Source organism: Planctobacterium sp. AWH2_060 (assembly GCF_056158425.1).
In genome coordinates this window covers 3,725,808-3,747,831 of sequence record NZ_JBSWTG010000001.1, presented here as the reverse complement: position 1 = coordinate 3,747,831, position 22,024 = coordinate 3,725,808, and the positions used below count along the sequence as shown (strand labels likewise).

The window sequence follows — 22,024 nt, the reverse complement described above, 5'->3', positions numbered from 1 at the left end:
TGAAAAACACTTATTGATGAGGATAAATTTATGTCACGACTTATTACACCAGCAACAATCGAAGCTGCGCCAGAATCATCTCAATCGCAGTTAAAAGCGGTAGAACAACAGCTCGGGGTTGTACCCAACTTATTCAGATTGGTCGCTGTAAACCCCGCAGCACTGGAGGGCTATTTAGGGTTGTCTGGCGCATTGAGTAAAGGCTTGTTATCTGTCGCATTAAGAGAGGGAATTGCGCTGGTTATCGCTGAAGTTAATGGCTGTGAGTATTGTCTGTCAGCCCACACTTATTTAGGCAAAGCACTGGCCAAAATGGAAGATGCAGAGGTATTGGCAAACCGCAAAGCACTGTCCAAGGACAATAAAACCGGTGTAGCCCTGGAATTTGCGGTTGAAGTATCCCTTAAGCGTGGCCAGGTAACCGATGAATTAGTGCAAAAAGTTAAAGCGGCTGGATTCAGTGACGCTGAAATCATCGAAATCATACTCAATGTTGCTCTAAACATTTGGACCAACACCCTGAACAATGTCGCTAAAACAGAAGTTGACTTTCCATTGGTACAACCGTTTTAACACATTCTCACCCAAGAGGAACCTCATTATGCATGGTATTGAAGAATATCGTCCTCCCGTTCCGCCTTTTACCCGAGAAAGCGCGGAAAAAAAAGTGCGATTGGCTGAAGACGGCTGGAATTCCAGAAATCCGGAAAATGTCGCTCAGGCATACAGTATCGGAACCCGATGGCGAAATCGCAGTGAATTTATTCAAGGCCGGGAACAGGCGCGCCAGTTTTTACAGAGAAAATGGCACAAAGAATTAGAGTACCGCTTAATCAAAGAATTGTGGGCTTATACGGACAATCGCATAGCTGTTCGATACGCCTATGAGTGGCATGACGACTCAGGCAATTGGTTCCGCTCCTATGGCAATGAAAACTGGGAGTTTGATGAACAGGGCTTGATGGTTAATCGCTTCGCCTGCCTCAATGATCTACCAATCCAAGAGTCAGAGCGTCTTTTCAGATGGCCTCAGGGACGTCGCCCCGATGACCATCCCGGATTGTCGGAGCTGGGTCTGTAGTTTAACCGCACTTGTTGGCTTAGGCCCACAGGTGCTGTTTTGCTCTGTAAACAGAAATGTAGCTTTCGGTATTACCGCGATAAAGCCTTCAATTCAGTTAATTCATTGAATAGTTGCTCAACATCAATCAAATTTTTAGAGGTGCAAAAATGGTCAACATTACCAATATCTTAAGGCGAATTTCCATTAAAGCAGAAGTGTTCTTTAGTGGAAAACTATGTGGCATTCAAACCATTGACTCTGAGGATAAAGGTCATTTGCACCTGCTGCGCGAAGGGACTCTGACCATTTTAATGAGTAACGGACAAAAAATCGTTGCCAGTGAACCCTCCTTGATATTTATTCCCACGCCTTCTCAACATCGCATATTAGCTGAGCATTCCTCTACCGCCAGGTTGGTTTGCGCAACGGTTAGTATCGACAGCATTCACCGCAGTTTATTACTGGATGCTCTTCCCAATATATTCTGTTTACCCTTAGCAAAACTCCCTGATTTCAGCCGTACAGCAGAATGGTTGTTCGAGGAAGCGTTTGGTCATTCTATTGCCCGACAAGTGATCATCGACAAGCTAAGCGAAATATTTTTACTGCAATTGCTCAGGTATGCACTGGAGCGAAACATGGTAAAAGGTGGCACCCTGGCAGCCCTTACCCACCCTATGCTAGCAAAAGTCATCAGTACTATGCACGACCAACCTGAAGTCAACTGGAGCGTGGAAAATCTTGCGGAACAGGCGGCCATGTCACGCTCAAAATTTGCCGCAATTTTCAAAGATGTAATTGGTATCACTCCCAATGATTATCTGACAGACATTCGAATTTCATTGGCCCAGGAAATGCTGTTGGCAGATAAACCGGTCAACCTGGTTGCCAATCTGGTTGGTTATGAACACGGTTCAGCGCTTGCCCGTATATTTCGTAAAAAACTGGGGGTATCTCCCAGAGAATGGTTGAAGGAAAGCAAAGAAAAGGAAGTTTTTCACGACCCCAAACAGTATCCCCTGTCGCTGACCGAAAACGAAAGGTTGTAAACAAAAGACATTTGGTTTCATTGCAAACCAGGGAAGACATTACATTAGAACTTCTGGTTACTCAGTGTCTTCAACCCATAAACAGTTTTAAGGTATAGATTATATGAACGCTCTAATTGTCTTTTTGTTTAAACAAACTGATGCAATTTCATCCATGCTCACGCCGGTGCAACCGGTCTTGATATTACTTGCCAGGTGTTATGTCGCCGGGGCTTTTTTTGCTTCTGGATTAACCAAAATCGATGATTGGGAATCAACTTTGATGTTGTTCGAATACGAATATCAGGTTCCCCTGCTCAATTTTGTGCTTGCCGCTTATCTTGCAACCATTGCAGAACTTATTGCTCCGGTATTATTGATATTGGGTGTTGCCAGTCGCTTCAGCGCCATCGTATTAGGTGTAGTTAACGTCGTTGCGGTGATAAGTCTTGAAGAAATTGCGCCTGCTGCCTTTAATGGTCATGTGATCTGGGGCCTGATTTTACTACACGTAACATTCTGGGGTGCCGGTAAACTGTCTGGAGATTTCATAATCCGCAAGAAGTTAGCGCGGCTCCTGCCCTCCTATCAGCTTTCTGCGTAACAATCGGTAGCCATGATTATTAAATTAAATGATGGTGAACACCCAATCCAACACGCCCCCCGCATTCCTCTGGAAAACGGGGGCAGCTGTATTCCCCAGCATTATTTAAGATTTTCCCACAGTAAATCCACACTCGAAAGCATCGTCAATGAGTGTCATTTTGATGACAACTATATATTCTTTGTCGGTGAAGATCATAACGGTTTGTATCTGCAAGTCGGTATTGTTGGATACGACACCTACCATCCGGGAAATAAAAAAATCGTTTATGGTCGCAAGTGGCGAATAGACTCACAAACGCCAACATCTGAAATTATCCAGACACTGTTTTTGGCCGTAAAGAAAGCGCGAGAGCACGAAATCAGGGAATTGTTGAAATTACAGATAGAGGGAAAGTGGAGTGCTCCTTTTAGCACTCATCAAGATCTCCCCCTGATAGCCCATCATAAACATGAAATGTTGCACACTCAGTGTGAACAGTCATATTCGATATTCAGGCACGAAGCCGAAACACAGCTGCAAAACCTGTTGTTTGATGGTATGCCTGTGCAATTGCTTAATATTGAACAACGTCAAAACCAGCAGCTGTTGATAGACCTCATGATTGAGTGTGATGGCAGTAACAACATGCTATCTCATGGCTCACAGAATTTTACGTTACTACTACCTTACCCTTGTACAAATTTAATGTTGCACAAACTGATGGCGGCGCTGATTGACGCCAGTGATGCCTATATTGCAGAACGCTTTTGTTTTCGCGGCATCATGCGTTTTAGCGCTCTGCTTTCGGTAACGAAACTCAGTTTATTGTCTTTGCGTACCCGTGCACCTCAGCGAACGCCTGAATTAGCCCGGAGTTTATCCCAATTAAATGCCGAGGTGGATCGCTCACGCGTGCCCATAGTGTCGGGGCAAGAGGCGAAGAAAGTAAAGGCCAAACTGGATGAGTTTGGCGCGCTGGATGGGTTTTATCCGTCATTAATTTGGGATGCAAATCCTGTTCAGGAAACGTCAAAAACGAATAAATAGCCAGACTAAAATCCCGCTACACCAGGGTTAAACGGGACTTGTTTGTGATTATTTGGCTTGGCTTCCGTACAGATACACGAAAAAAGGTACACAATAGCCTAAAATGGCTTTTATAGGCTGTATGTTTGCATCCCCTAATAGCACTTCATACTGATTAATACAGAGCAGAACACTACCTACAATTAATGCAATCTTGACGCCCCGCCATACTCTCGAAGTAAAAAGATTCAAAGTCACGCTCCTTTTTTACAGCAACCGTTAGTTTTGTGAAGCCTGGAGCAACAAAACAGTCAGGAGCCCAAAACCGGGATTAAAAACAAATTGTCCTCTCATAATTAGTTCACTGTTTGAATAAATACCATTATTCAATGCTAATGTGTTTATTGCTCTGAAAGGCACAGATACTCTTTTTAATGGAACCGAAGATATCCTTGTATAAACGACACAAAAAAAACGGCACAAGGTGTACCGCTAAGAGGTTGGTCCACAGACCCAGGAAAGTTTATTGAAATCTCAGTAGCCAATTTTTCTCAATTGAGCTGGCAAGCCACTGCACAAAATCGAATTCAGGATAGCGATCAAGCAACTCAGCGACGCTTAAGCCGTTAGTGATGCTATTCATCCAGTTGTATTCCTGCTCCGTCAGCGCATAAACCGCCGGTTTGGTTTCGGTTTGCACTACGAGGCAGTAAGTTTTAGATACCTTCTCTGCTGCAATCGCTTCCAGAACAGCTGCTTGCGGCACCTCACCAGCAGCCAGGTCGCAATGAGCCCGCCACATCGGCTCAATCGGATAACGACTTTGCAGCAATGCCAGCGAGGACTGCAGCTGCATAAAAACCTGGTTTAGGTTCGATTTTTCTAACATTGGTAGCGACTCTGCCATAAATGGCATGGAGGGATAACGACTAGCTATACTCAGTTGCCACTCAAGCTTTGCAATATCTTGCAGATACGGATAGGTATATTGTAATTCACTTTGCCGAAGAATTTCATGCAAACAACTTCCCCAATCAGCCCAGTCCCCAGACAATGGAAATTCCCGGCCCAACAGTCTCCTGCTCAACACCACAAGTGCTTCACTGCCTAACATTTTTTCCAGCACTGGATAGGTTAGCGACAAACTGCGAGTAGCTGTCATCAGCAAATTATCCTGATATATTTTTAGAGCAAGCGGCTGCTTAGGATCAGCATTTTCAAAGCTAAAAATGTTGTTGATCAACTGCGTTTGATACCCGCTAACAGAATCTGATTTGTTGCTCATTATGCTCCAGCCTTAGCGCTCAAATTTGCGATACGACGAGCTTTGTCAGCCTCAGTGACCAAAACTGTCCAGTCTGGAAGATTGTTGTCCCACTCCACCAGCACAGCTGCATTAGTGAATCGCTCAATTGCGTATTGGAAAAGCTGCCAACAGGATTCCGATACCGGTTGACTGTGGTCGTCTATTAGCAATGCGCTTGCAGTCACCTGACTTGCTCCCGCCAGATGAAGTTCTCCTACTCGTTCTTGCGGAATAATATCCAACCATTGTTTCGCTTTTTCAGCGATATTGCCTTTGTCGTGGTTGTGAAGATTGATGAGAATATTGTTGAGATCGACCAGCAAACCGCAACCAGACTGCTCTGCCATCAATGCCAGGAACTCCGCCTCACGGTAATCCTGATCTTCAAACTGATGATAAGAAACGATGTTCTCTATCAGAATTGGTCGCCCTAACAGTTGCTGTACCTGGTCAATGTTTGACACCAGAGTGCGCAATGTGGCTTTATCAAAACGCAAGGGTAATAGATCCCCCGCATGTACTGGTTTACCATCTAAATTTCCCCAAGTGAAACAGGCGTGTTCAGAGACAAAAATTGGGTTAACCTTCTCAACTAGTGCGGCGAATTTTTCCAGATAACGCTTGTTAATCCCTGCCGCAGAGCCCAGTCCCATAGAGGTACCATGAATACTCAAGGGCAATCGTTGCGCAATCTGTTCCAAAAACTGCGTATGCGCGGCACTCTCCGAAAAGAAGTTTTCGGCATGAATTTCCAGAAAATCAACAGGGAGCGATGTTTGCTGCAAAACGTCATCATAGTGCTCAAAACGCAACCCCACTCCAATTGGTGTTTCGTTAGAAACTGAGGGTATTACTGGACTGCTCACAAACATCGATTTTCTCCCGTTAGATTTCAATTAGCTTTTATTGGCTTTACTTTCCTTGTAGCGCTTCTTTGCTTCAGCCTTAAGCATGCCCCCCATGGTTTCACAGGTGCCTTTCGCTACCAGCTTCCACTCACCGGGATCCTTATCAACTGTAGACTGACCTGCACAGGAATGAGTACCGGCAAGGTTTCCACAGTCATTTTGTCCAGCTGCGGCAACGCCGTAGCACTTTTCTTTACCTCCAGCGTGCACCGGGGCCGTAATTGACGTTAACGCAACCGCTAAAGCTGCGGCTGCTATTGCATGTTTGCGATTCATAATTTAATCCTCATTTAAGTAACCGGAGTTAAGTTTGATTCCAACCATTGGCTAATTTCGAGATAATTGGACAGCCCAACCTGAGAGCCCAGAGTTTTGTCTCGGCTGAGCAACACCAATGTCGGTATTGCTCTTACACCAAACCTCTGCGATAGCTCTAGATCTCTGTCAGCATCTACTTTTATAACTCTCACCGAGCCGGCAAAAGTTTGTGAAAGCATGCTAATAACCGGTTCCAACTGTCTGCAGGGGCCGCACCACTCAGCACTAAACCACAACATCAGCAGCGGCTCTGGATAGCCGTGACCACTATCTAGCAATTCCTGAGTGTTAGTTTGCATCAGCTATTACTCCTCGGCGTTAGCTTCGGCAACGGTTAGCCCTTCAATTCCGTCCCAAACACGATAGGCTGTTTTCAGGTTGCCCGGAACGTCTTCCATCCACTTTTTTTGAACCGATTTATTCAGGTTCAGATACAACTTGTCGTTTTTGATATAAAACGCATCTGGGTCAACATCTAACTTTTTATTTAACGCCACACCCATTGCACAATAGCCACCAAATTGCGGGGCGTACTTATCCGCGTTGGCTTTAAACATGTCGCGATTTTCAGCATTGTAAAATCGATAAATCGCCCCATCATGGGTTGCGGTATATTTAGCTTTACCTTCAACAGCTTTATTGTGTGTGAAATAGGCAACCGGGTCATAACCATGAATGGCGACATCGTTGTCACCTGTATTAATTGCCGAAGCAAAACTCAGGCTGCTAACCAGCAAAGAAGTGGCAAGGCCTGCCATTTTTAGCGTTCTTGAAATTTTCATAATGTTTCCTAAAGGGTTAATTCAACTTGATTACTATCTGTCGGGAAGTTGTTTAGTCAGACTTCCTGATACTTAAGGTATGAAAAATCAAAGAAAGGCAGGAAACAGATGCAACAAATATTGACGCCATTCGTCCAGGTGAAAAGATAAGCCGATGAAAATCGCACAGTAAAAAACACATGGCTCAATACCAAGGTATAGAGCCGCTTAACCTGGTTGCACAGCTCTATCGAATGCTACCAGGCCCCCTCCCCCAGATAAAAGGTTGAATCTTTAGCGAGAGTTTCGCCAGTTTGCAGGTCTTCAACAGCAAAGGAGATTAGGCGTGTTTTATCTTGCTCATCCCCCAAATAAGAAACCGGCAATGCGGTCAGTAAATACTCTCCGGGCTTCACCACAAACTCGGTGTTGGCATTGATAACAAAATCGGAATGATTGCCCACAGAAACCTGGTAATGTCGGGTTTGTTGAGTCTTATTAAGGGTTTTTAGCAGGTAGGTGTTCTCCACCACTCCTGAGGTATTTATGCGATACAGGGCTTGTCGGTCGCGGATCAGGTTTACCTCAAATGCCTGTCGGTTCAGGCCCCAATAAACGATAGACACAAGGGTAGCCAGAATTGTGACAGCGTAGCCGAGGTTGAGCTTATTGGCTTTACTGGGCGTAGCTTGTCTGGCGTATGCAATCAAGCCCTGTGCATAGTTAAACTTTTTCATGGTGGAATCACAGGCATCAACACACAAGCCGCAATTTATACAGTCGTATTGCAAGCCGTCCCGAATATCAATACCAACCGGACACACCTGCACACATAGCTTGCAATCTACGCAATCACCTAAGCCATCTTCTCTTGGGGCATTGCGCTTTCTCGGACCTCGACCTTCACCACGGGTCGCATCGTATGTCACCAGCTTTGTACCTGAGTCGAATAACGCCGACTGAAAGCGCGAATAGGGGCAGGCATGAGTGCACATTTTCTCTCGCAAAAAACCCGCATTGAGATAAGTGCACAAAGTAAAGAAAGCCACCCAACCGGTGATTAACGCTGACAAATTGAAGCTAATAACACCTGTATATAGCGCTTCTGCCGGCACAAAATAGGACATAAACGCCAGTGAGGTCATCAAAGAAAGTAATAACCACAGAGAATGCTTAATAAACTTACGGGTGATTTTCTGGATATGCCAGTTTTGCCTGTCCAGCGTCTGGCTTTGATGATGACTGCCCTCTACCCGGCGTTCCAGCCAGTTAAACATGAGTGTCCAGACCGTTTGCGGACAAGTGTAACCACACCACACCCGGCCATAGCGTTTTGATACATAGAACAGCACAAAGGCCGCCAACATAAACACCAAAGCCAGGATCAATAAGTCCTGGGGGAACAGAGACAAGCCAAAAATATCGATGCGTTGCCGGCCCACATCAATGAGAACGGCCTGATGCCCCTGGTAACGAAGCAAAGGCAATAACACAAATACGGCAACTAAAACGCAATTCAGATAACGTCGTAGACGTTGAAATTTACCAAATTGTTCTCGAATATAGATTTTACCTGCATCTTTCTTTGGCTCTGAAACAGGGGTTTGGAAAATAATATTCTGTTCTGTCAGCCACGAACTTTTCACCATGCTCTCCACACATTTAAATCGGTGGAAAGTGTAGAGAACCTATCTGTCATTAGTAGACACAGTTTTTTAACTTAATATAGGTACAGTTTTGCTATACTAAAAACCATGAGTGATTTTAAATACCAGGAACTGGCCCGAACCCTGACTTATCGGATTGAAAAACGCACCTTGCAGGCTGGCGATCGATTACCCTCTATTCGGCAACTCAGCAAAGAATTCAATCTGGCCAAAGTATCGGTGCAACATGCATTGCATTACCTTGAGGCACAAGGCTTGGTCGAAGCGCGACCGCGCTCGGGCTATTACGTCAAATCATCGCCTATAGTCGAGCAAAGTGACCATAACGCAAAGTTTGAAAGCGTACCGGATCTGGTGGAAGTACCAGAAATTTTTCATCAAATCATGTCGCGTGGCGCCGCTTTCGATTTGTGCCCAGCGGCTCCGCTGCATGACAAGCCTGCCCATATCCAGGTATTACAGCGCTATATCAGCCGTTCGCAAAGACAGCAAGCTCAGGTCAATGCACTCTATTATGGCTCGCCGGAAGGTGACAGACAGTTGCGCGAGCAAATTCAGAGGCAATATAAAGTACGCAACTGTACGCTGAGTGTCGACGAGATTTGTATAACCTCCGGCTGCCAGCACAGTTTATTTATCGCGCTGATGGCCTGTTGCAGTCCCGGAGACACGATAGCCATAGAAAGCCCGGCTTTTTACGGGGTATTGCAAATAGCGCAACAGTTAAATCTCAAGGTCATTGAAATCCCCTGCTCCAGCACAAGCGGCTTAAGCGCTGATGATCTACAAAAAATCGTGGTTAAATGGTCCATTAAAGCCTGTGTGGTCACGCCCAGTTACTGCACCCCAAGCGGCGCCTGCATTCCTTATCACGAAAAACAGAAACTGGTGCAACTGGCGCAAAAATACCGTTTCTTTCTCATTGAAGATGACATCTATGGCGAGCTGGGTTTTAACTTACAGCCTGAACCCATGAAGCATTTTGATCAGCAGGGGCGGGTTATATTGTGTAGTTCGTTTTCCAAGTCACTGTCCCGTGATCTGCGTGTCGGCTGGTTTAGTGGTGGCCTGCTGCACGCTAAAATGACCTACCTGAAACTGGTTAGTCAGCTGTCTGGCAGCCAATCCGTGCAGTCTGGGTTGGCAAATTTTATGGCAGAGGGGCATTATCGGCGGCATTTAAATCGCTATCGCCAACATCTCAAACAACGGCGCGACCAGCTGGTTAGCAACCTCCAACAAAACTGGCCAAATGATGTACACTTTAGCGTTCCCGATGGCGGGCTGACGCTGTGGCTGCAATTACCTGCCAGCATCGATACTCAAAGAATGTACTTACCTCTGCTGAAAAAAGGCATCACCATTACCCCCGGAATTTTGTTTTCCAGTCAAAAGCGTTTTCACAATTATCTGCGCTTAAGCTTCGCCCATACGCTGGACAAACCAAGACTACAGGCATTACACACTATCAGGCAATTTATTGATAACTCCTGAGCCATGCTATAAGAATATTATCGGCACTAAAACACCACCCCATTGTTTTTCAGTTGCTTTTATGAAATAAAAAGCGCTTATAAAAACAAAGGAATTGTACTATGCGCAAACCTATTTATGTCATAGGAACAGGGCTCTCTCATAACGGTTCATGTGTACTGTTAAAGGATGGTTATGTACATACCGCGATAGAAAAAGAACGCATAAGCAGAAAAAAGCACGATGGCGGTAACGACACTTTAGCAATTCAATATTGTTTAAATGCAGCAAATATCACTCTTAATGATGTTGATCTAGTAGTGCAATGTGAAAATTTTAGCTATCCAAATCGCAACAAGTTTGCTGGCCCAAGATTGTTTGCACAACATCAAGAGCTCCCCGTGATCGACATTTCTCATCATTTAGCACATGCCTACAGCGCAGCTGGAACTTGCCCATTTGACGAGTCTCATATCCTGGTGGTAGATGGGTGTGGTAGCCCATTCGAACAGGTCATTGATAAAGATCCCAATTGCATAATAACCCCCAACATAACGGACCTGTTAACATCTAATCTCGTCTGCGAGAAGGACAGCTTTTATTTTTTTGACGGCAGTAAGGTCACTCCCATAATTAAAGATTTTAGCGAGGCAGGAATAGCGCCACTGATGCCTATGACTCACCATTCAATTGGGGGTTTTTATGCCGCGGTCAGTCACCACGTGTTTGGCGACTTGAGTGATGTCGGAAAATTAATGGGTCTGGCACCGTTTGGTAATCCAGCTAAAATTACTCAAGAAGTATTCAGGTTCGAAGGAGAGCAATTGCTAATGCACCCACAATGGGCCGCACCTCTCACCGCCCCGGCCAAAGATTATAACGACTTCCAACGGCACTTTAATATTTATGCTGATATCGCCGCTTGGGCACAAAAAAACGTAACTGAAGCAATTATAAACCTGGTAAGAAGTCGAATGAATAATGTGCCACACAAAACCCTGTGCTACAGCGGCGGTGTTGCCTTAAATATTGTGGCAAACAGTGAATTGCTTACCAAAGGAGTTATTGAGTCGCTCTATGTTGAGCCAGCAGCAGGAGATAATGGTCTGGCATTGGGATGTGCTTATTATGGGTGGTTGGAATATCTAAACAAACCGAGAGTTAAACATAACAACAGTACCTGTTTTGGGCGACAATATCAGCAATCGGAAATAATATCTTCCTTATCAAATCCCAGGTTTACAGACAAAATCAAATATCAGCTTAAAACTGAGTCTGAGGTACTGGGAGATTGTGCCAGAATGCTTAACGATGGCAAAGTTGTAGGATGGTTTCAGGGGCGATCAGAGTTTGGCCCAAGAGCACTGGGGCACAGAAGTCTGCTAGCCCATCCAGGGAAAAAGTCTCTACACTCTCACATCAATAACAAAATTAAAAACAGGGAAGACTTCCGTCCCTTTGCACCTTCCGTATTAGAAGAAGATGTGAGCACTTACTTTAAAAATGGCACTATTAGTCCGTATATGCTGTCTATTGATTTCACCAAACCTGAGTACAAAGATAAATTGCAGAATATTACCCATTTGGATGGCTCAGCTCGCATTCAAACTGTCAATCACCAACAGCACCCGAAATTTTCCAAACTGTTACAAGCTTTTAAAGCTATCTCAGGATTAAGTGTTTTGCTGAATACCAGTTTTAATCAGCGGGGCCAACCGATCGTAGAGACACCAGATGAAGCCATTGAGTTATTATTGAACTCCAAACTAGATGCTTTAATCATTGAAAATTATATCATCACAAAAAGCTGCCAGAATTTACTTAACATTCACATCTGACAACTCTTTCACTCTCAACAACTGTCTTCTATCGTCACGATAAATTCTATTTGTTGTACTCAAAAAACATCACAGCTCATACTCCGCAAGTAACCAATTTCGGTTCGATTTAAGGTGATCTAACATGCAACTAGAACAAGGTTTCGTCGTAGCAGAACCCTTCAGGGATCAAGTAAACTTTCCGTACGGCTTTAGCAAAAGTGGTGATTTTTCGATTAACGAAGCGCGCTTACTAGCTAGTTTAGGTTCCCGTCTTTCCAAACTGGAACAAGGCATAGTTGAACCGCAAAATCAGGTAGAAGAGGCCTTCGTTGAGATGTGCTTATCCTTCAGAGAGCCAGCCACTATCGTAGAACGCCTGTGGCGTAAGTACCTGAGACTCACCACCACCCGTCGCTTCCATACCCTGCACGGCTGTAGTCGTATTCACGGTAAGGATGTCGGCCCGATTGAACTTGGTGACGACTTATAATCATTGATTTAATGCGGCCGGAATAGTTGCTCCGGCCTTCATTTAAGATAAGAAACTATAACATATTGTCAAAATCCATCTGGGTGCGCTCTTTGAACTCTTCAAAGATACGTGCCTTATGGGGGCTTTCGTGGGTCTTCACATAAATCTCAGGTTTTCTGCGGGCGTGAAATAAATCTCGTCGCAAATCTTCCAGAGCCTCAAACCCGGCCACACTGTACAACTCCCCCCAACTGGTTTGATAGGCCGTTCTGACAGTTTGCACTTCAGCAATATTCGGCCAGCTTTCAAAGTTGATAACCGTTAAACACTTAGTGATCCGCGCAGGTGCTAATAATTTATTTCTGGGAATATCAGAAATGCGAATTGGCGGGAACATTTCCTGCAATTGAGTAACAAACTGCAATAAGGAATCTGCTGTGATAGGTTCACAATTACGGGTAACCAGGATATTAGTGCGGGCATCGATTATACGGTTAAAAACGCACCACAACACCAGGTCCATTGGATCGTTACTTTCTTTTAAAAAGCAGGATTCAACTTCTTTTTCATCCCAGTGATGGATTTCACCGCGGTAGACTGTCCAGCGCTTTTTCCCCGGCGAGCTGAGATCCAGTTCTGAGCGAATGGTGATGTCGGACAATAACAAACCTTCGTCAAAGGCGCGTTTCAGATATACAATCTTGCCTTCTTTTTTGGTGTAAAAAGAATCCAGTTTGCGCCCGATTACCGTGGAATCTTCGATTTTAACCAACTGTTCCTGCTGCTGGATTTTGGCTGACAAGCGTCGATAGCAACCAATCAAAAAGTTGTGGATCTGTTGTCCTAAGGAGGAAACCTCTGAAAAGTCCCAATGCTTGATATTATCCAGGTGTTGTAACCGGGATGGCTCCCACTTCCAGCGAGAAACATAACCTTCAATAATTTGCCGCTTAAAATTGTTATCCTGGCCAGATAAGGACTCTGATAGTTTGCACTCACTTTTTATATAGAGACACTTTTTCAGCAACTCTACAACATCTGCACGCCCGGCTTTGGTGTAATATTCCAGCAATTGATCAAACATCATTGCGTAAGGGTCCACCAGCCTGGGATCCTCACTGAAACGCTCAAAAAAGTGCACGCGTTTTTTCAGAATATTGCAAAGTGGCCTTTCCTGTTCAATGTTTTCCAAAAACACTTCCAGCTTGGCCATTTTAAGCACGGATTTAAAAGGTGAGTCCATGGCTTTGCTAATTTGCCAGATAGCCGCACCAAAGATTTCGGCTTTAACCAGTTTTTCGACATTGCCCAAATCCATAAACCATTTAGGATCCGGCTCGCTTCCTGCTTGTAAAATTCCCCACAATTTTGTGTATTGCACATCTGTGGTGGACTCTGGCACCAGCCACCAGAAAGGCACCTTCCCGGCAATCATGATGTTAGTGGCGTAGAATTCTGATTTCAAAAATACTGCCTGTGCCGAACCGGCGCTTTCTCCGCTGGCTTCGCCGAAATCGTTGTTTTTAACCATTTCGATTTCTGACAAAAAGAAGTGCACTTCTATGTCATGAACTTCGTCGGCCCACTGCTCCACCAAAATCAATTTCTGCTGTAACAGCTTTTTCTCTCTGGCGCTAAATCTGGCACCGTCGATACACACCCAATAATCAAAATCAGATTTTGCCGATTGACCGATTGAACCTATGCTCCCCATTAACAAAATGGAATCTATGGCGCGCTTTTTAGGCCAGTAATCACGCACTTGCTCAATCACTTCGGCACTCTCCGGAAACAGAGTCAGCAATGCTTCTTTCAGCTTATCTTTGAAATTGTAATTAGTCAGTCCAAAGGGCACATTTTCGGTTTCAATAAAACCGGGAAAGTTTTTGTGGTTGATATGTAACAGAAACGGCAGAACGTGAAACAGTGGCTGCTTGTTTTCGGGTAATAGCGCGATCGCTCTGTCGGTGCGAAGCTTGTTGTATCTTAATACTGACTTAAGTCGGATCTTAAGATTTTGTTGTACATTCACCATTGGGTCAGAACTCAGTCACTATCTCTGTTATCAGGCTGGCGCCCGAAGCTATGTTTTTTAAGCAATAAATTAAACGATTATCAAGGCTGTATTGAGCAATGCCTGGAATGCCAATAAGACTATATTTCAGTGTTTCATTACGCTAAGGATGTTGCGATTCCGTTACCTGTTTATATAGCTGCAACGCCTGATCTTTATCATTAACCGCTTCTTTCACTCTGGCTAACAACTGCACGTCGTGAGGATTGCGGTTGAGCCTGATCACTTTCTGCAGCGCTTTTTCAGCCAAAGGAATATCACCACAATTGTAGGATAGTTCCCCTAATGTCGAAAGCAGATCCACATTATTTTCATCCTGCTTTAGCCAAAACTCCAGCTTCTTCTTACTGTCAATCGCCTGTTTCAACTTTAACCGCCTGAAATAGGGTAATAATTCTGGCACTGGCGCTTTGGGCTGAAACTTAACTAAATAACTTTCCGCTTTTTGATGATAATTCTGTGCAATCAATTGCGCAATCAGCGCGGCTTGTAAGCTAACGTCTTTTTTGGTTCTGCCGGGTTGTTGTTCCCAATAACTTAATAAGGCTTCTGCCCCTTCTTTACTGGCGACTTCACTAAAGATACCCACCGCCAGTTTACGCTTCCAGTCGTTAAAATCCTGTTTGGGCAATTGCCGCTTGTTATCTTCCAGCAGCGCCATGGCTTCACGCCATTTTCCGCCGCCAGACAGGGCGCTGAGCTTCATTTGTAATGCCATTTTATGGGAAGAATCCGTCAATAGCGCAGCAGCTTCATCCGGGGCATTATGAGATTGATAAAAGTCAGCCAATTGCAAGGTGGCAATTTGCTCTGTTTTTTCAAACTTTTGCGCCTGTAATAAGGCCTTTTTTTGCGCTTCCTGGTCGGATTTGCTGGCAGCAATTTTCGCCTGCATCAATAACACCAGTCCATCCTGATAGCTGATATGGACTTTTTTCAGATACTTTTCTGCCGTCTCATAATCCTCCGCTATCCAGGCCAATAGGGCCTTATCGTAATTGGCTTTCTGACGATTGCTGCCAAAATCACTGAACCAATGCCATGACCAAACCCCCAGAGAAGAAAAGGTACGCAGCATTTTAACCGCCACCCAAATGAGTAGTGCGCCGCCCAACAACATAATAAGCGCGGAAACCAGCGTCATCTCAATTTTATAGTTGCCAATCGTAATCAGCACATAGCCGGTATCTTCGGCAATGGCAGAACTATAAAACAAGCCTAAGGCAATTAAGACAATAAGACACAATATCAGAATGATGGTTTTACTCATTATCTTGCCTCAATCAGGTTCTCGTTGACGTACGTTACTGACATAAAAGACATAGTGACCACTTTGGGAAACGGTTGCTGCGCCAGGTGAGTGAGGTCTTGCTGAAATGTATTGAAGACCTGGCCCTGATTTTCGAATTGCAGCAGTGTACTTTGCGCCTGTTGCAAGGTCTGGTTAAACAGTGCTTCGTCCCGTTGCAACACTGCGTGACGCAGGGTCAACAATTGATAATTTAAGGCCGCGCGGGTTAATGCCTGCTCTTGAGCGGACAGATAGGGCACAAGCGGTTGCTCTAGCTTTTCTACAGTCAGAAAGTCGTCAACAATATTTTGCCAAGAAATTTTTAGGTTTGGCCACCACTGCGAGGCATCATCCGATGGTTCCAGTGGCGCTTCTGAGAAGTGCTCTTCCGGTGTCGGAAAAGTCAATTCGGGAACCCGTAGTAACATGGCCCCAATGACAAAAGCGACAGCTTCAGGTTTGTCCTGCTCTAACTCTCTCAGTGCCCGAATATCTGCGGCTATTGTTTCTCGCAATGGCGCCAGATTCGGATCGGCTTTTTTCACTAACAAAGAATCCACTTCCCGCAACAAGGCGATGGCGGAGTTAATATCTTTTTCCACATTGGTTTTACGGGCGGCCATGCGGATCAGATAACTGATTTCAGACAAATCCAGATCTTGCTCAGCACCGGCCAATTGCTCTGCCACTTCGGCTTTCAGTGCATTGATAGAACCAGCAAACTGCTGCTCCAGGCCAGCGACATATCGTCTGGTTTCTTCTGATTGAGCTATGGCTGTCTGTTGCAGCGCATTGGTTTTATTAGCAATCTCGGCTTCAACTTGCTGTAAAAAAGCATTGCGCTGCTGAACCTGTTCCGCCTGAGCAGTTTGCAGCTGTTGCCATTGAGTCCAGCCCCACCAGGCTGCACCCGACAAAGCCACGATTAATAAGGTATTTAGCAACACTAAAAACCAGATAGCCGGATTGGTGCGCCTGGCCGGTCTTACAGATTCGTTTTTTTGTGGACGATTGAGTTTGCGTTGAGATTTACGGCTACCCGCTGGACCCGCCGCAGGACTGTGGCTTTGCTCTGCCACCTTTGACTCAGAAACGGGTTTTGCCGTTTCCGCAGATTGCTCCTTATTACCGTCCTGTTGAGCAGAACTCGCGCTATGAGTGTTATTTGTTGAATTAGTCATGCACCTTTCCTGTTCTGCAACACCTCAAGATAGGCTTCAGGTGTCGCACCATTCGCAATTATCGTGTTTTTACAACCCTGTCGCATTGCTGTTAAAGCCACCCTTTTGCTGGGTACGATCAGTGTCATCTGCATTAGTCTTTGTGGCCAATTTTTATAGGCAGCTTTAAATAAATCTTCACTACCGATAATAGCAGTATTCACGGCACAATCATCCATAGACTGCGCAAATTCTTGTGCTGCAATCACATTTTCTGTGCGCTGATATAGGTTCAGGTATTTTACCTTTACCCCTGCACTGGAGAACATTGCAGAGAGATAATCACGGCCACCGACGCCTTTTATAATAGTCACCTTATCGCCCGCCGAAACCTGGGGCTGTAATGCCCGCCAGAGCCCCTCGCTGGTTTCCACTTCTGGTGACTGTACTTTCCCCAGATAAGGCGTCAACTTAGCAGCGGTTTTATGTCCAACCGCCCAAACCGATGCAGAGTGACCTAAATGTCCCTGATAAAAATGCAATTGTCTTACAGCATTTTTACTCAGGCAGATAATAAACTCACTCTGACGCAAGCAATTTGCGATGTATGCCGGGTTGGCCCACAAGCCTTTTATCTTAAGTACCGGGGCTAACAAGGTGTCATACCCCTGAGACGCCAGCTCATTACTTAGTTCTGAGCCACTGTCCTGGGTTTTTACAATCAGCAGTGTGTCGGTCATGGATTATTTATGTATGGCACACAACAACTCAGCAGCTCCTTGATTAAGCAACTGCTCAGCTACCGCTATCCCCAGCGCTTTTGCATCCGAGCCAGATGCTTCTGCTTTCAGTATTTGGTTGCCAGAGGTACTGCCCACCAAGCCTCTTAAATGAATACCTTGCTCCGTCAATTCGGCATATCCAGCTATAGGTACCTGACACCCACCTTCCAGACGATTGTTCATGGCTCTTTCGGCCTTTACCCGAAGTGCAGTATCGGAGTCATTCAAAGGGGCTAACAAGTCAATGAGCTCAGCATCTTCGTTGCGACACTCAATCCCCACTGCGCCCTGTCCCACCGCAGGTAGACTTAATTCGTAGGGCAAGGTTTGTCTGATACGCTCGGCCATTTCCAATCGAATTAAACCTGCACTGGCCAGAATAATGGCATCATATTGACCATCATCCAGTTTTTGTAGTCGGGTATTCACGTTGCCGCGAAGATCCTTAATCACCAGATCAGGCCGATAGTGTTTTATCTGGCATTGCCTTCTTAAGCTAGAAGTACCTAATACGGCACCCTGTGGGAGTTCATCCAATGAAGTATATTGATTACTGACAAAAGCATCGCCGGGATTTTCCCGTTCACAAATAGCATGAATGCCAAACCCATCAGGAAATTCCATCGGTACATCTTTCATAGAGTGCACAGCGATATCGGCACGTCCTTCCATCATGGCAATTTCCAATTCCTTAATAAACAGACCTTTGCCCCCTACCTTGGATAAAGGTGAGTTAAGGATCTGATCACCTTTGGTAACCATAGGCAGTAGTTCAACCAGCAATCCCGGATGTGCCTTTTCCAGACGGGCCTTTACATCTTCTGCCTGCCAAAGTGCCAATGCACTCTTGCGCGTCGCTATTTTTATTACTCTTTTGGAACTCATTATTACTTAATTGATTGGCTCAGATAGGGTTAGTCTACCACTCATGGTTTTATCAGTCGCCTGTTGAATAGATAGGCCACCACGGCATAGGAAATAACTCACAAGCTCATGCGCAGCGCATGCCTCTCTGGTATACTGCGCCCCGATATTTTTTACTGGAAAGGACTTGGTAGCTCATAACAACATGAGCCAAATTCGTTTCACCAGGTCCGCTGACTTAAAAACTGATGATTAAACAACTCTTTAATTGAGCAACAGGACAACTATGATGAAGATACTGGTAATTGGCGGTGGCGGTAGAGAACACGCTTTAGCCTATAAAGTGGCACAATCCCCCGAAGTTGAAACGGTATTCGTTGCACCAGGCAATGCCGGCACTGCTGAAGAGAGCAAATGTCAAAACGTTGATATCTCAGCAGAAGATATTCAGGGCCTGTTGACCTTTGCGCAATCCAATCAGGTTCAGTTAACTATTGTTGGCCCTGAAGCGCCGCTGGTATTAGGCATTACAGATCTCTTTGAGCAGCACGGCTTAAAAATCTTTGGCCCCAGTAAAGCCGCAGCTCAGTTAGAAGGATCCAAGTCTTTTAGCAAAGACTTCTTAGCCCGACATCAAATACCTACAGCTGCCTATGCAGTATTTGACGCCATCGAGCCTGCAGTTGCCTATGTAAAAGAACAAGGCGCACCAATCGTAGTTAAAGCCGACGGTCTTGCCGCAGGTAAAGGTGTCATTGTTGCAGAAACCGAAGAGCAAGCCATTAATGCCATTCAGGATATGTTGGCCGATAACAAGTTTGGCGATGCCGGTTCTCGGGTTGTAATCGAAGAGTTTTTAGAAGGCGAAGAGGCCAGCTTTATTGTCATGGCCGATGGTAAGACGGCCTTGCCTTTTGCTACCAGCCAGGATCATAAGCGCGTTGGCGAAGGTGACACGGGTCTAAACACAGGCGGCATGGGTGCCTATTCGCCAGCTCCGGTGGTCACCCCTGAAATCCACCAGCGCGTAATGGACGAAGTCATTAATCCCACCATCAATGGAATGATTAAAGATGGTATGCCATACACCGGTTTCCTGTATGCAGGTTTAATGATCACCAAAGATGGGACGCCAAAGGTCATTGAGTTCAACTGCCGCTTTGGAGATCCCGAAACCCAACCCATCATGATGCGTCTGGAATCGGACCTGGTAGGATTGGTGGAAGCAGCGTTGGCACAATCTTTACACAACACCCCTATTTCCTTCACCGAGCAAGCCGCGGTAGGAGTTGTATTGGCAGCAGGTGGTTATCCGGAAGCCTATGATAAAGGTCAAAAAATACTCGGATTAGAGCAAGCCAAAGCACTATCAGGCAAAGTTTTTCATGCTGGCACCAAAAACGATAGTGAGTTTGTACTTACTAACGGAGGGCGTGTTTTATGTGCTACTGCACTGGGCAATTCCGTCACAGAGGCTCAAAAAGCCGCCTATGCGCTGGTTGATAGCATAAATTGGGAAAAAATGTACTATCGGAAGGATATTGCCTGGCGAGCAATTGCTCGAGAAGCGTAACCAAACAGCATTTTGCAAACATGTTCGCGTAAATTAGGCTAATTATCACCGATAATAGATACTATTTCCCGATTGTTTTTTGCTTTATTACAAAATCCAGGCACTTGCCTGGATTTTTTGTATTTGCACCAGAGATTAACTATAACTCACTGAAAAATAGTCACTTTATTAGCCACTCAGAACGAAAAAGGGCAACGATAACACCTCAAATCGTCTTCTTCCCAATTCACTGTCAAAATATAAAATATATGTGAGCACCTACCAACCTGAAAAACCGGTTAAATTTTCTACAAAAATCATTTTTTAGTACATCCCTGGCCTCATTTAAGTTGACCACCCAAAGCAACAACCCACACTTTCAAAGCTTTACCGTCAAAATTTAAACGAAGACAACATTTTTATAAGCAAACATTTAACCGAACAGCGTACCGAAAAGAAAAGACAACACAATAACAACACATTTGAAGAATTTAAAACCAATATCAACGACGTTAGACACACTTAAACCTATCTAAAAAGATATACTTTTAAATCATTTTATTAAGTTTTCTGAGGAAACGTTTGATTAATTAAAAACCTCAAAAAACCCACCCTGCAAGTACTTACTATCATCATTAAACCTTTAAAAACAAGAACAATAAGACCTTTTCACAAAAACCACATCACATAAACAAAAAAGCTCCTTTTCAGGAGCTTAATAAAAACCCTAGAAAACCGTATTTTTCATCAAACACCGATGTCTTCATTCCAGAGTTCAGGCTTAGCGGAAATAAAATCTTCCATCATTTTGACGCAACGCTCATCATCAACCACCACCACTTCAACACCGCGACTTCTTAGCAACTCCTCTTCTCCCATAAAGGTACGGTTTTCACCAACTACCACCTTGGGAATACCGTATAATAAAATGGCACCTGAGCACATGGAGCAGGGAGACAAAGTGGTATAAAGCACGCTATTTTGATAAACACTTGCAGGTTGTCGTCCTGCATTTTCCAGCGCATCCATTTCACCATGAAGTGTGCAGCTACCTTTTTGTACCCGCTGATTATGGCCGCGACCAATCACTTTGCCGTCATGCACAATAACTGAACCAATGGGGATGCCCCCATTGTCCAATCCGTTTTTTGCTTCCTGTATGGCTTCATCTAAAAACCTGTCCATTTAACTTCCTCTCTTATCAACTATATCTGCAATCGCTAAACGATTGTCACTTAGCAAAGTTTGCAGCAGTACTAATATATTTTTCACATCGAATAATGCGTTATGTATGTGACCTGATAACGGTTTACCTACAAATGCGGCCAACTCTCCGCTAACACAATTGCTAAAATCCAGTTGCAGTGCCTGCAATCGCATTTTCAGATCTATAAAATGATGCTTTTGATAGCTCCAGGTCAAATGATTAATTCTGAAATTTTCCTGTAACACCAATTGATCTGGCCCCCAGGAATAACAAGGCAAGCAACCATCTTCCGAAAACTCATAAAACAATTCAGCACAGGATACAAAGTCCACACCGTGATCTTCCAATACGGATTGTTTAATACCGGTTAATTGCTGAATATAGTCACTCAAAACCGGATTTATCCTAGGTTTCACAAGAACATTTAGTGAGGCAACGTTAACTAGCTGCCTGTCTTCAATCGCTACCTTGATGGCAGCCAGCTGAATAATTTCCCGCGCTTCTCCTTCGCGAGACCAGTTATGCTCCTTAGAACCAGGCCATGCGGTAAATTCAGTATCATAGATTATAAAAGCTGACATTCGGCCTGACCTGAAACCCGTTGAATGATTTAGTTATAGCAAAACTTTACCCGGTAAGCAGGCATAATTATTTACTGCGTCGCTT

At 44.7% G+C, this 22,024-nt stretch carries 23 protein-coding genes; 9 read left to right on the top strand and 14 right to left on the bottom strand.

Annotated elements, in window-relative coordinates:
* Window positions 1-30: 30 nt before the first annotated feature.
* From ACXAD8_RS16075 to ACXAD8_RS16055, 5 genes are all read left to right on the top strand, one after another.
* The gene (locus ACXAD8_RS16075) at window positions 31-573 is read left to right on the top strand and encodes a carboxymuconolactone decarboxylase family protein (RefSeq protein WP_475230781.1); all 543 of its coding nucleotides are present in this window, start codon (window positions 31-33) and stop codon (window positions 571-573) included.
* A gap of 28 nt (window positions 574-601) precedes the next feature.
* Window positions 602-1,081: a nuclear transport factor 2 family protein gene (locus ACXAD8_RS16070; RefSeq protein WP_475230779.1), complete on the top strand. Its 480-nt coding sequence runs from the start codon at window positions 602-604 to the stop codon at window positions 1,079-1,081.
* Between the two features lie 149 nt (window positions 1,082-1,230).
* A complete protein-coding gene (locus ACXAD8_RS16065) occupies window positions 1,231-2,112 on the top strand; it encodes an AraC family transcriptional regulator (RefSeq protein WP_475230777.1) in 882 nt (293 codons plus the stop codon).
* 103 nt (window positions 2,113-2,215) lie between these two features.
* On the top strand, window positions 2,216-2,695 hold the full coding sequence (locus tag ACXAD8_RS16060; protein ID WP_475230775.1) for a DoxX family protein: 480 nt from the start codon (window positions 2,216-2,218) through the stop codon (window positions 2,693-2,695).
* 12 nt (window positions 2,696-2,707) lie between these two features.
* Complete coding sequence (locus tag ACXAD8_RS16055) at window positions 2,708-3,724, top strand: hypothetical protein (protein ID WP_475230773.1); 1,017 nt, start codon at window positions 2,708-2,710, stop codon at window positions 3,722-3,724.
* Window positions 3,725-3,772: 48 nt separating this feature from the next.
* Here the strand turns inward: ACXAD8_RS16055 and nrtS are convergent, their stop codons facing one another.
* From nrtS to ccoG, 7 genes are all read right to left on the bottom strand, one after another.
* Window positions 3,773-3,961, bottom strand: a complete 189-nt coding sequence (gene nrtS, locus ACXAD8_RS16050; protein WP_475230771.1) for a nitrate/nitrite transporter NrtS — start codon at window positions 3,959-3,961, stop codon at window positions 3,773-3,775.
* A 265-nt stretch (window positions 3,962-4,226) separates the two neighbouring features.
* A complete protein-coding gene (locus ACXAD8_RS16045; RefSeq protein ID WP_475230769.1) occupies window positions 4,227-4,988 on the bottom strand; it encodes a hypothetical protein in 762 nt (253 codons plus the stop codon).
* Window positions 4,988-5,881 (bottom strand): MbnB/TglH/ChrH family RiPP precursor modification enzyme, encoded by an 894-nt coding sequence (locus tag ACXAD8_RS16040; RefSeq protein WP_475230767.1) that lies wholly within the window; start codon window positions 5,879-5,881, stop codon window positions 4,988-4,990. The genes ACXAD8_RS16045 and ACXAD8_RS16040 overlap by 1 nt, the downstream gene beginning before the upstream one ends.
* A gap of 24 nt (window positions 5,882-5,905) precedes the next feature.
* The gene (locus tag ACXAD8_RS16035) at window positions 5,906-6,193 is read right to left on the bottom strand and encodes a BufA1 family periplasmic bufferin-type metallophore (protein ID WP_475230765.1); all 288 of its coding nucleotides are present in this window, start codon (window positions 6,191-6,193) and stop codon (window positions 5,906-5,908) included.
* A 14-nt stretch (window positions 6,194-6,207) separates the two neighbouring features.
* Complete coding sequence (locus tag ACXAD8_RS16030) at window positions 6,208-6,534, bottom strand: thioredoxin family protein (protein ID WP_475230763.1); 327 nt, start codon at window positions 6,532-6,534, stop codon at window positions 6,208-6,210.
* Between the two features lie 6 nt (window positions 6,535-6,540).
* Window positions 6,541-7,017: a YHS domain-containing (seleno)protein gene (locus tag ACXAD8_RS16025; protein WP_475230761.1), complete on the bottom strand. Its 477-nt coding sequence runs from the start codon at window positions 7,015-7,017 to the stop codon at window positions 6,541-6,543.
* 236 nt (window positions 7,018-7,253) lie between these two features.
* On the bottom strand, window positions 7,254-8,645 hold the full coding sequence (gene ccoG / locus ACXAD8_RS16020) for a cytochrome c oxidase accessory protein CcoG (RefSeq protein WP_475230759.1): 1,392 nt from the start codon (window positions 8,643-8,645) through the stop codon (window positions 7,254-7,256).
* Window positions 8,646-8,750: 105 nt separating this feature from the next.
* On the opposite strand from ccoG, the gene ACXAD8_RS16015 reads away from it, so the two are divergent.
* The 3 genes from ACXAD8_RS16015 (at window position 8,751) to ACXAD8_RS16005 (ending at window position 12,446) form a co-directional block, all read left to right on the top strand.
* A complete protein-coding gene (locus tag ACXAD8_RS16015; protein WP_475230757.1) occupies window positions 8,751-10,157 on the top strand; it encodes an aminotransferase-like domain-containing protein in 1,407 nt (468 codons plus the stop codon).
* Window positions 10,158-10,258: 101 nt separating this feature from the next.
* Window positions 10,259-11,974, top strand: coding sequence for a carbamoyltransferase family protein (locus tag ACXAD8_RS16010; RefSeq protein WP_475230755.1), 1,716 nt, complete (start codon window positions 10,259-10,261; stop codon window positions 11,972-11,974).
* A 124-nt stretch (window positions 11,975-12,098) separates the two neighbouring features.
* Window positions 12,099-12,446, top strand: a complete 348-nt coding sequence (locus tag ACXAD8_RS16005; RefSeq protein ID WP_475230753.1) for a MaoP family protein — start codon at window positions 12,099-12,101, stop codon at window positions 12,444-12,446.
* Window positions 12,447-12,501: 55 nt separating this feature from the next.
* Here ACXAD8_RS16005 and ACXAD8_RS16000 read toward each other — a convergent pair whose 3' ends face one another.
* The 5 genes from ACXAD8_RS16000 to hemC form a co-directional block, all read right to left on the bottom strand.
* Entirely contained in the window at window positions 12,502-14,463 is a 1,962-nt protein-coding gene (locus tag ACXAD8_RS16000; protein WP_475230751.1) for a class I adenylate cyclase, read from the bottom strand.
* Window positions 14,464-14,605: 142 nt separating this feature from the next.
* Window positions 14,606-15,772, bottom strand: coding sequence for a heme biosynthesis HemY N-terminal domain-containing protein (locus ACXAD8_RS15995; protein ID WP_475230749.1), 1,167 nt, complete (start codon window positions 15,770-15,772; stop codon window positions 14,606-14,608).
* A complete protein-coding gene (locus tag ACXAD8_RS15990) occupies window positions 15,772-16,974 on the bottom strand; it encodes a uroporphyrinogen-III C-methyltransferase (RefSeq protein WP_475230747.1) in 1,203 nt (400 codons plus the stop codon). The genes ACXAD8_RS15995 and ACXAD8_RS15990 overlap by 1 nt, the downstream gene beginning before the upstream one ends.
* Window positions 16,971-17,693, bottom strand: a complete 723-nt coding sequence (locus tag ACXAD8_RS15985; RefSeq protein ID WP_475230745.1) for a uroporphyrinogen-III synthase — start codon at window positions 17,691-17,693, stop codon at window positions 16,971-16,973. Before ACXAD8_RS15985 ends, ACXAD8_RS15990 begins: the two co-directional genes overlap by 4 nt.
* A gap of 3 nt (window positions 17,694-17,696) precedes the next feature.
* Window positions 17,697-18,620: a hydroxymethylbilane synthase gene (hemC, locus tag ACXAD8_RS15980; protein WP_475230743.1), complete on the bottom strand. Its 924-nt coding sequence runs from the start codon at window positions 18,618-18,620 to the stop codon at window positions 17,697-17,699.
* Between the two features lie 268 nt (window positions 18,621-18,888).
* On the opposite strand from hemC, the gene purD reads away from it, so the two are divergent.
* The gene (gene purD / locus ACXAD8_RS15975; protein ID WP_475232992.1) at window positions 18,889-20,172 is read left to right on the top strand and encodes a phosphoribosylamine--glycine ligase; all 1,284 of its coding nucleotides are present in this window, start codon (window positions 18,889-18,891) and stop codon (window positions 20,170-20,172) included.
* A gap of 726 nt (window positions 20,173-20,898) precedes the next feature.
* Here purD and ACXAD8_RS15970 read toward each other — a convergent pair.
* Together ACXAD8_RS15970 and ACXAD8_RS15965 are read right to left on the bottom strand one after the other, a co-directional pair.
* Window positions 20,899-21,336, bottom strand: a complete 438-nt coding sequence (locus ACXAD8_RS15970) for a nucleoside deaminase (protein ID WP_475230741.1) — start codon at window positions 21,334-21,336, stop codon at window positions 20,899-20,901.
* The gene (locus ACXAD8_RS15965) at window positions 21,337-21,939 is read right to left on the bottom strand and encodes an exonuclease domain-containing protein (protein WP_475230739.1); all 603 of its coding nucleotides are present in this window, start codon (window positions 21,937-21,939) and stop codon (window positions 21,337-21,339) included.
* Window positions 21,940-22,024 lie beyond the last annotated feature (85 nt).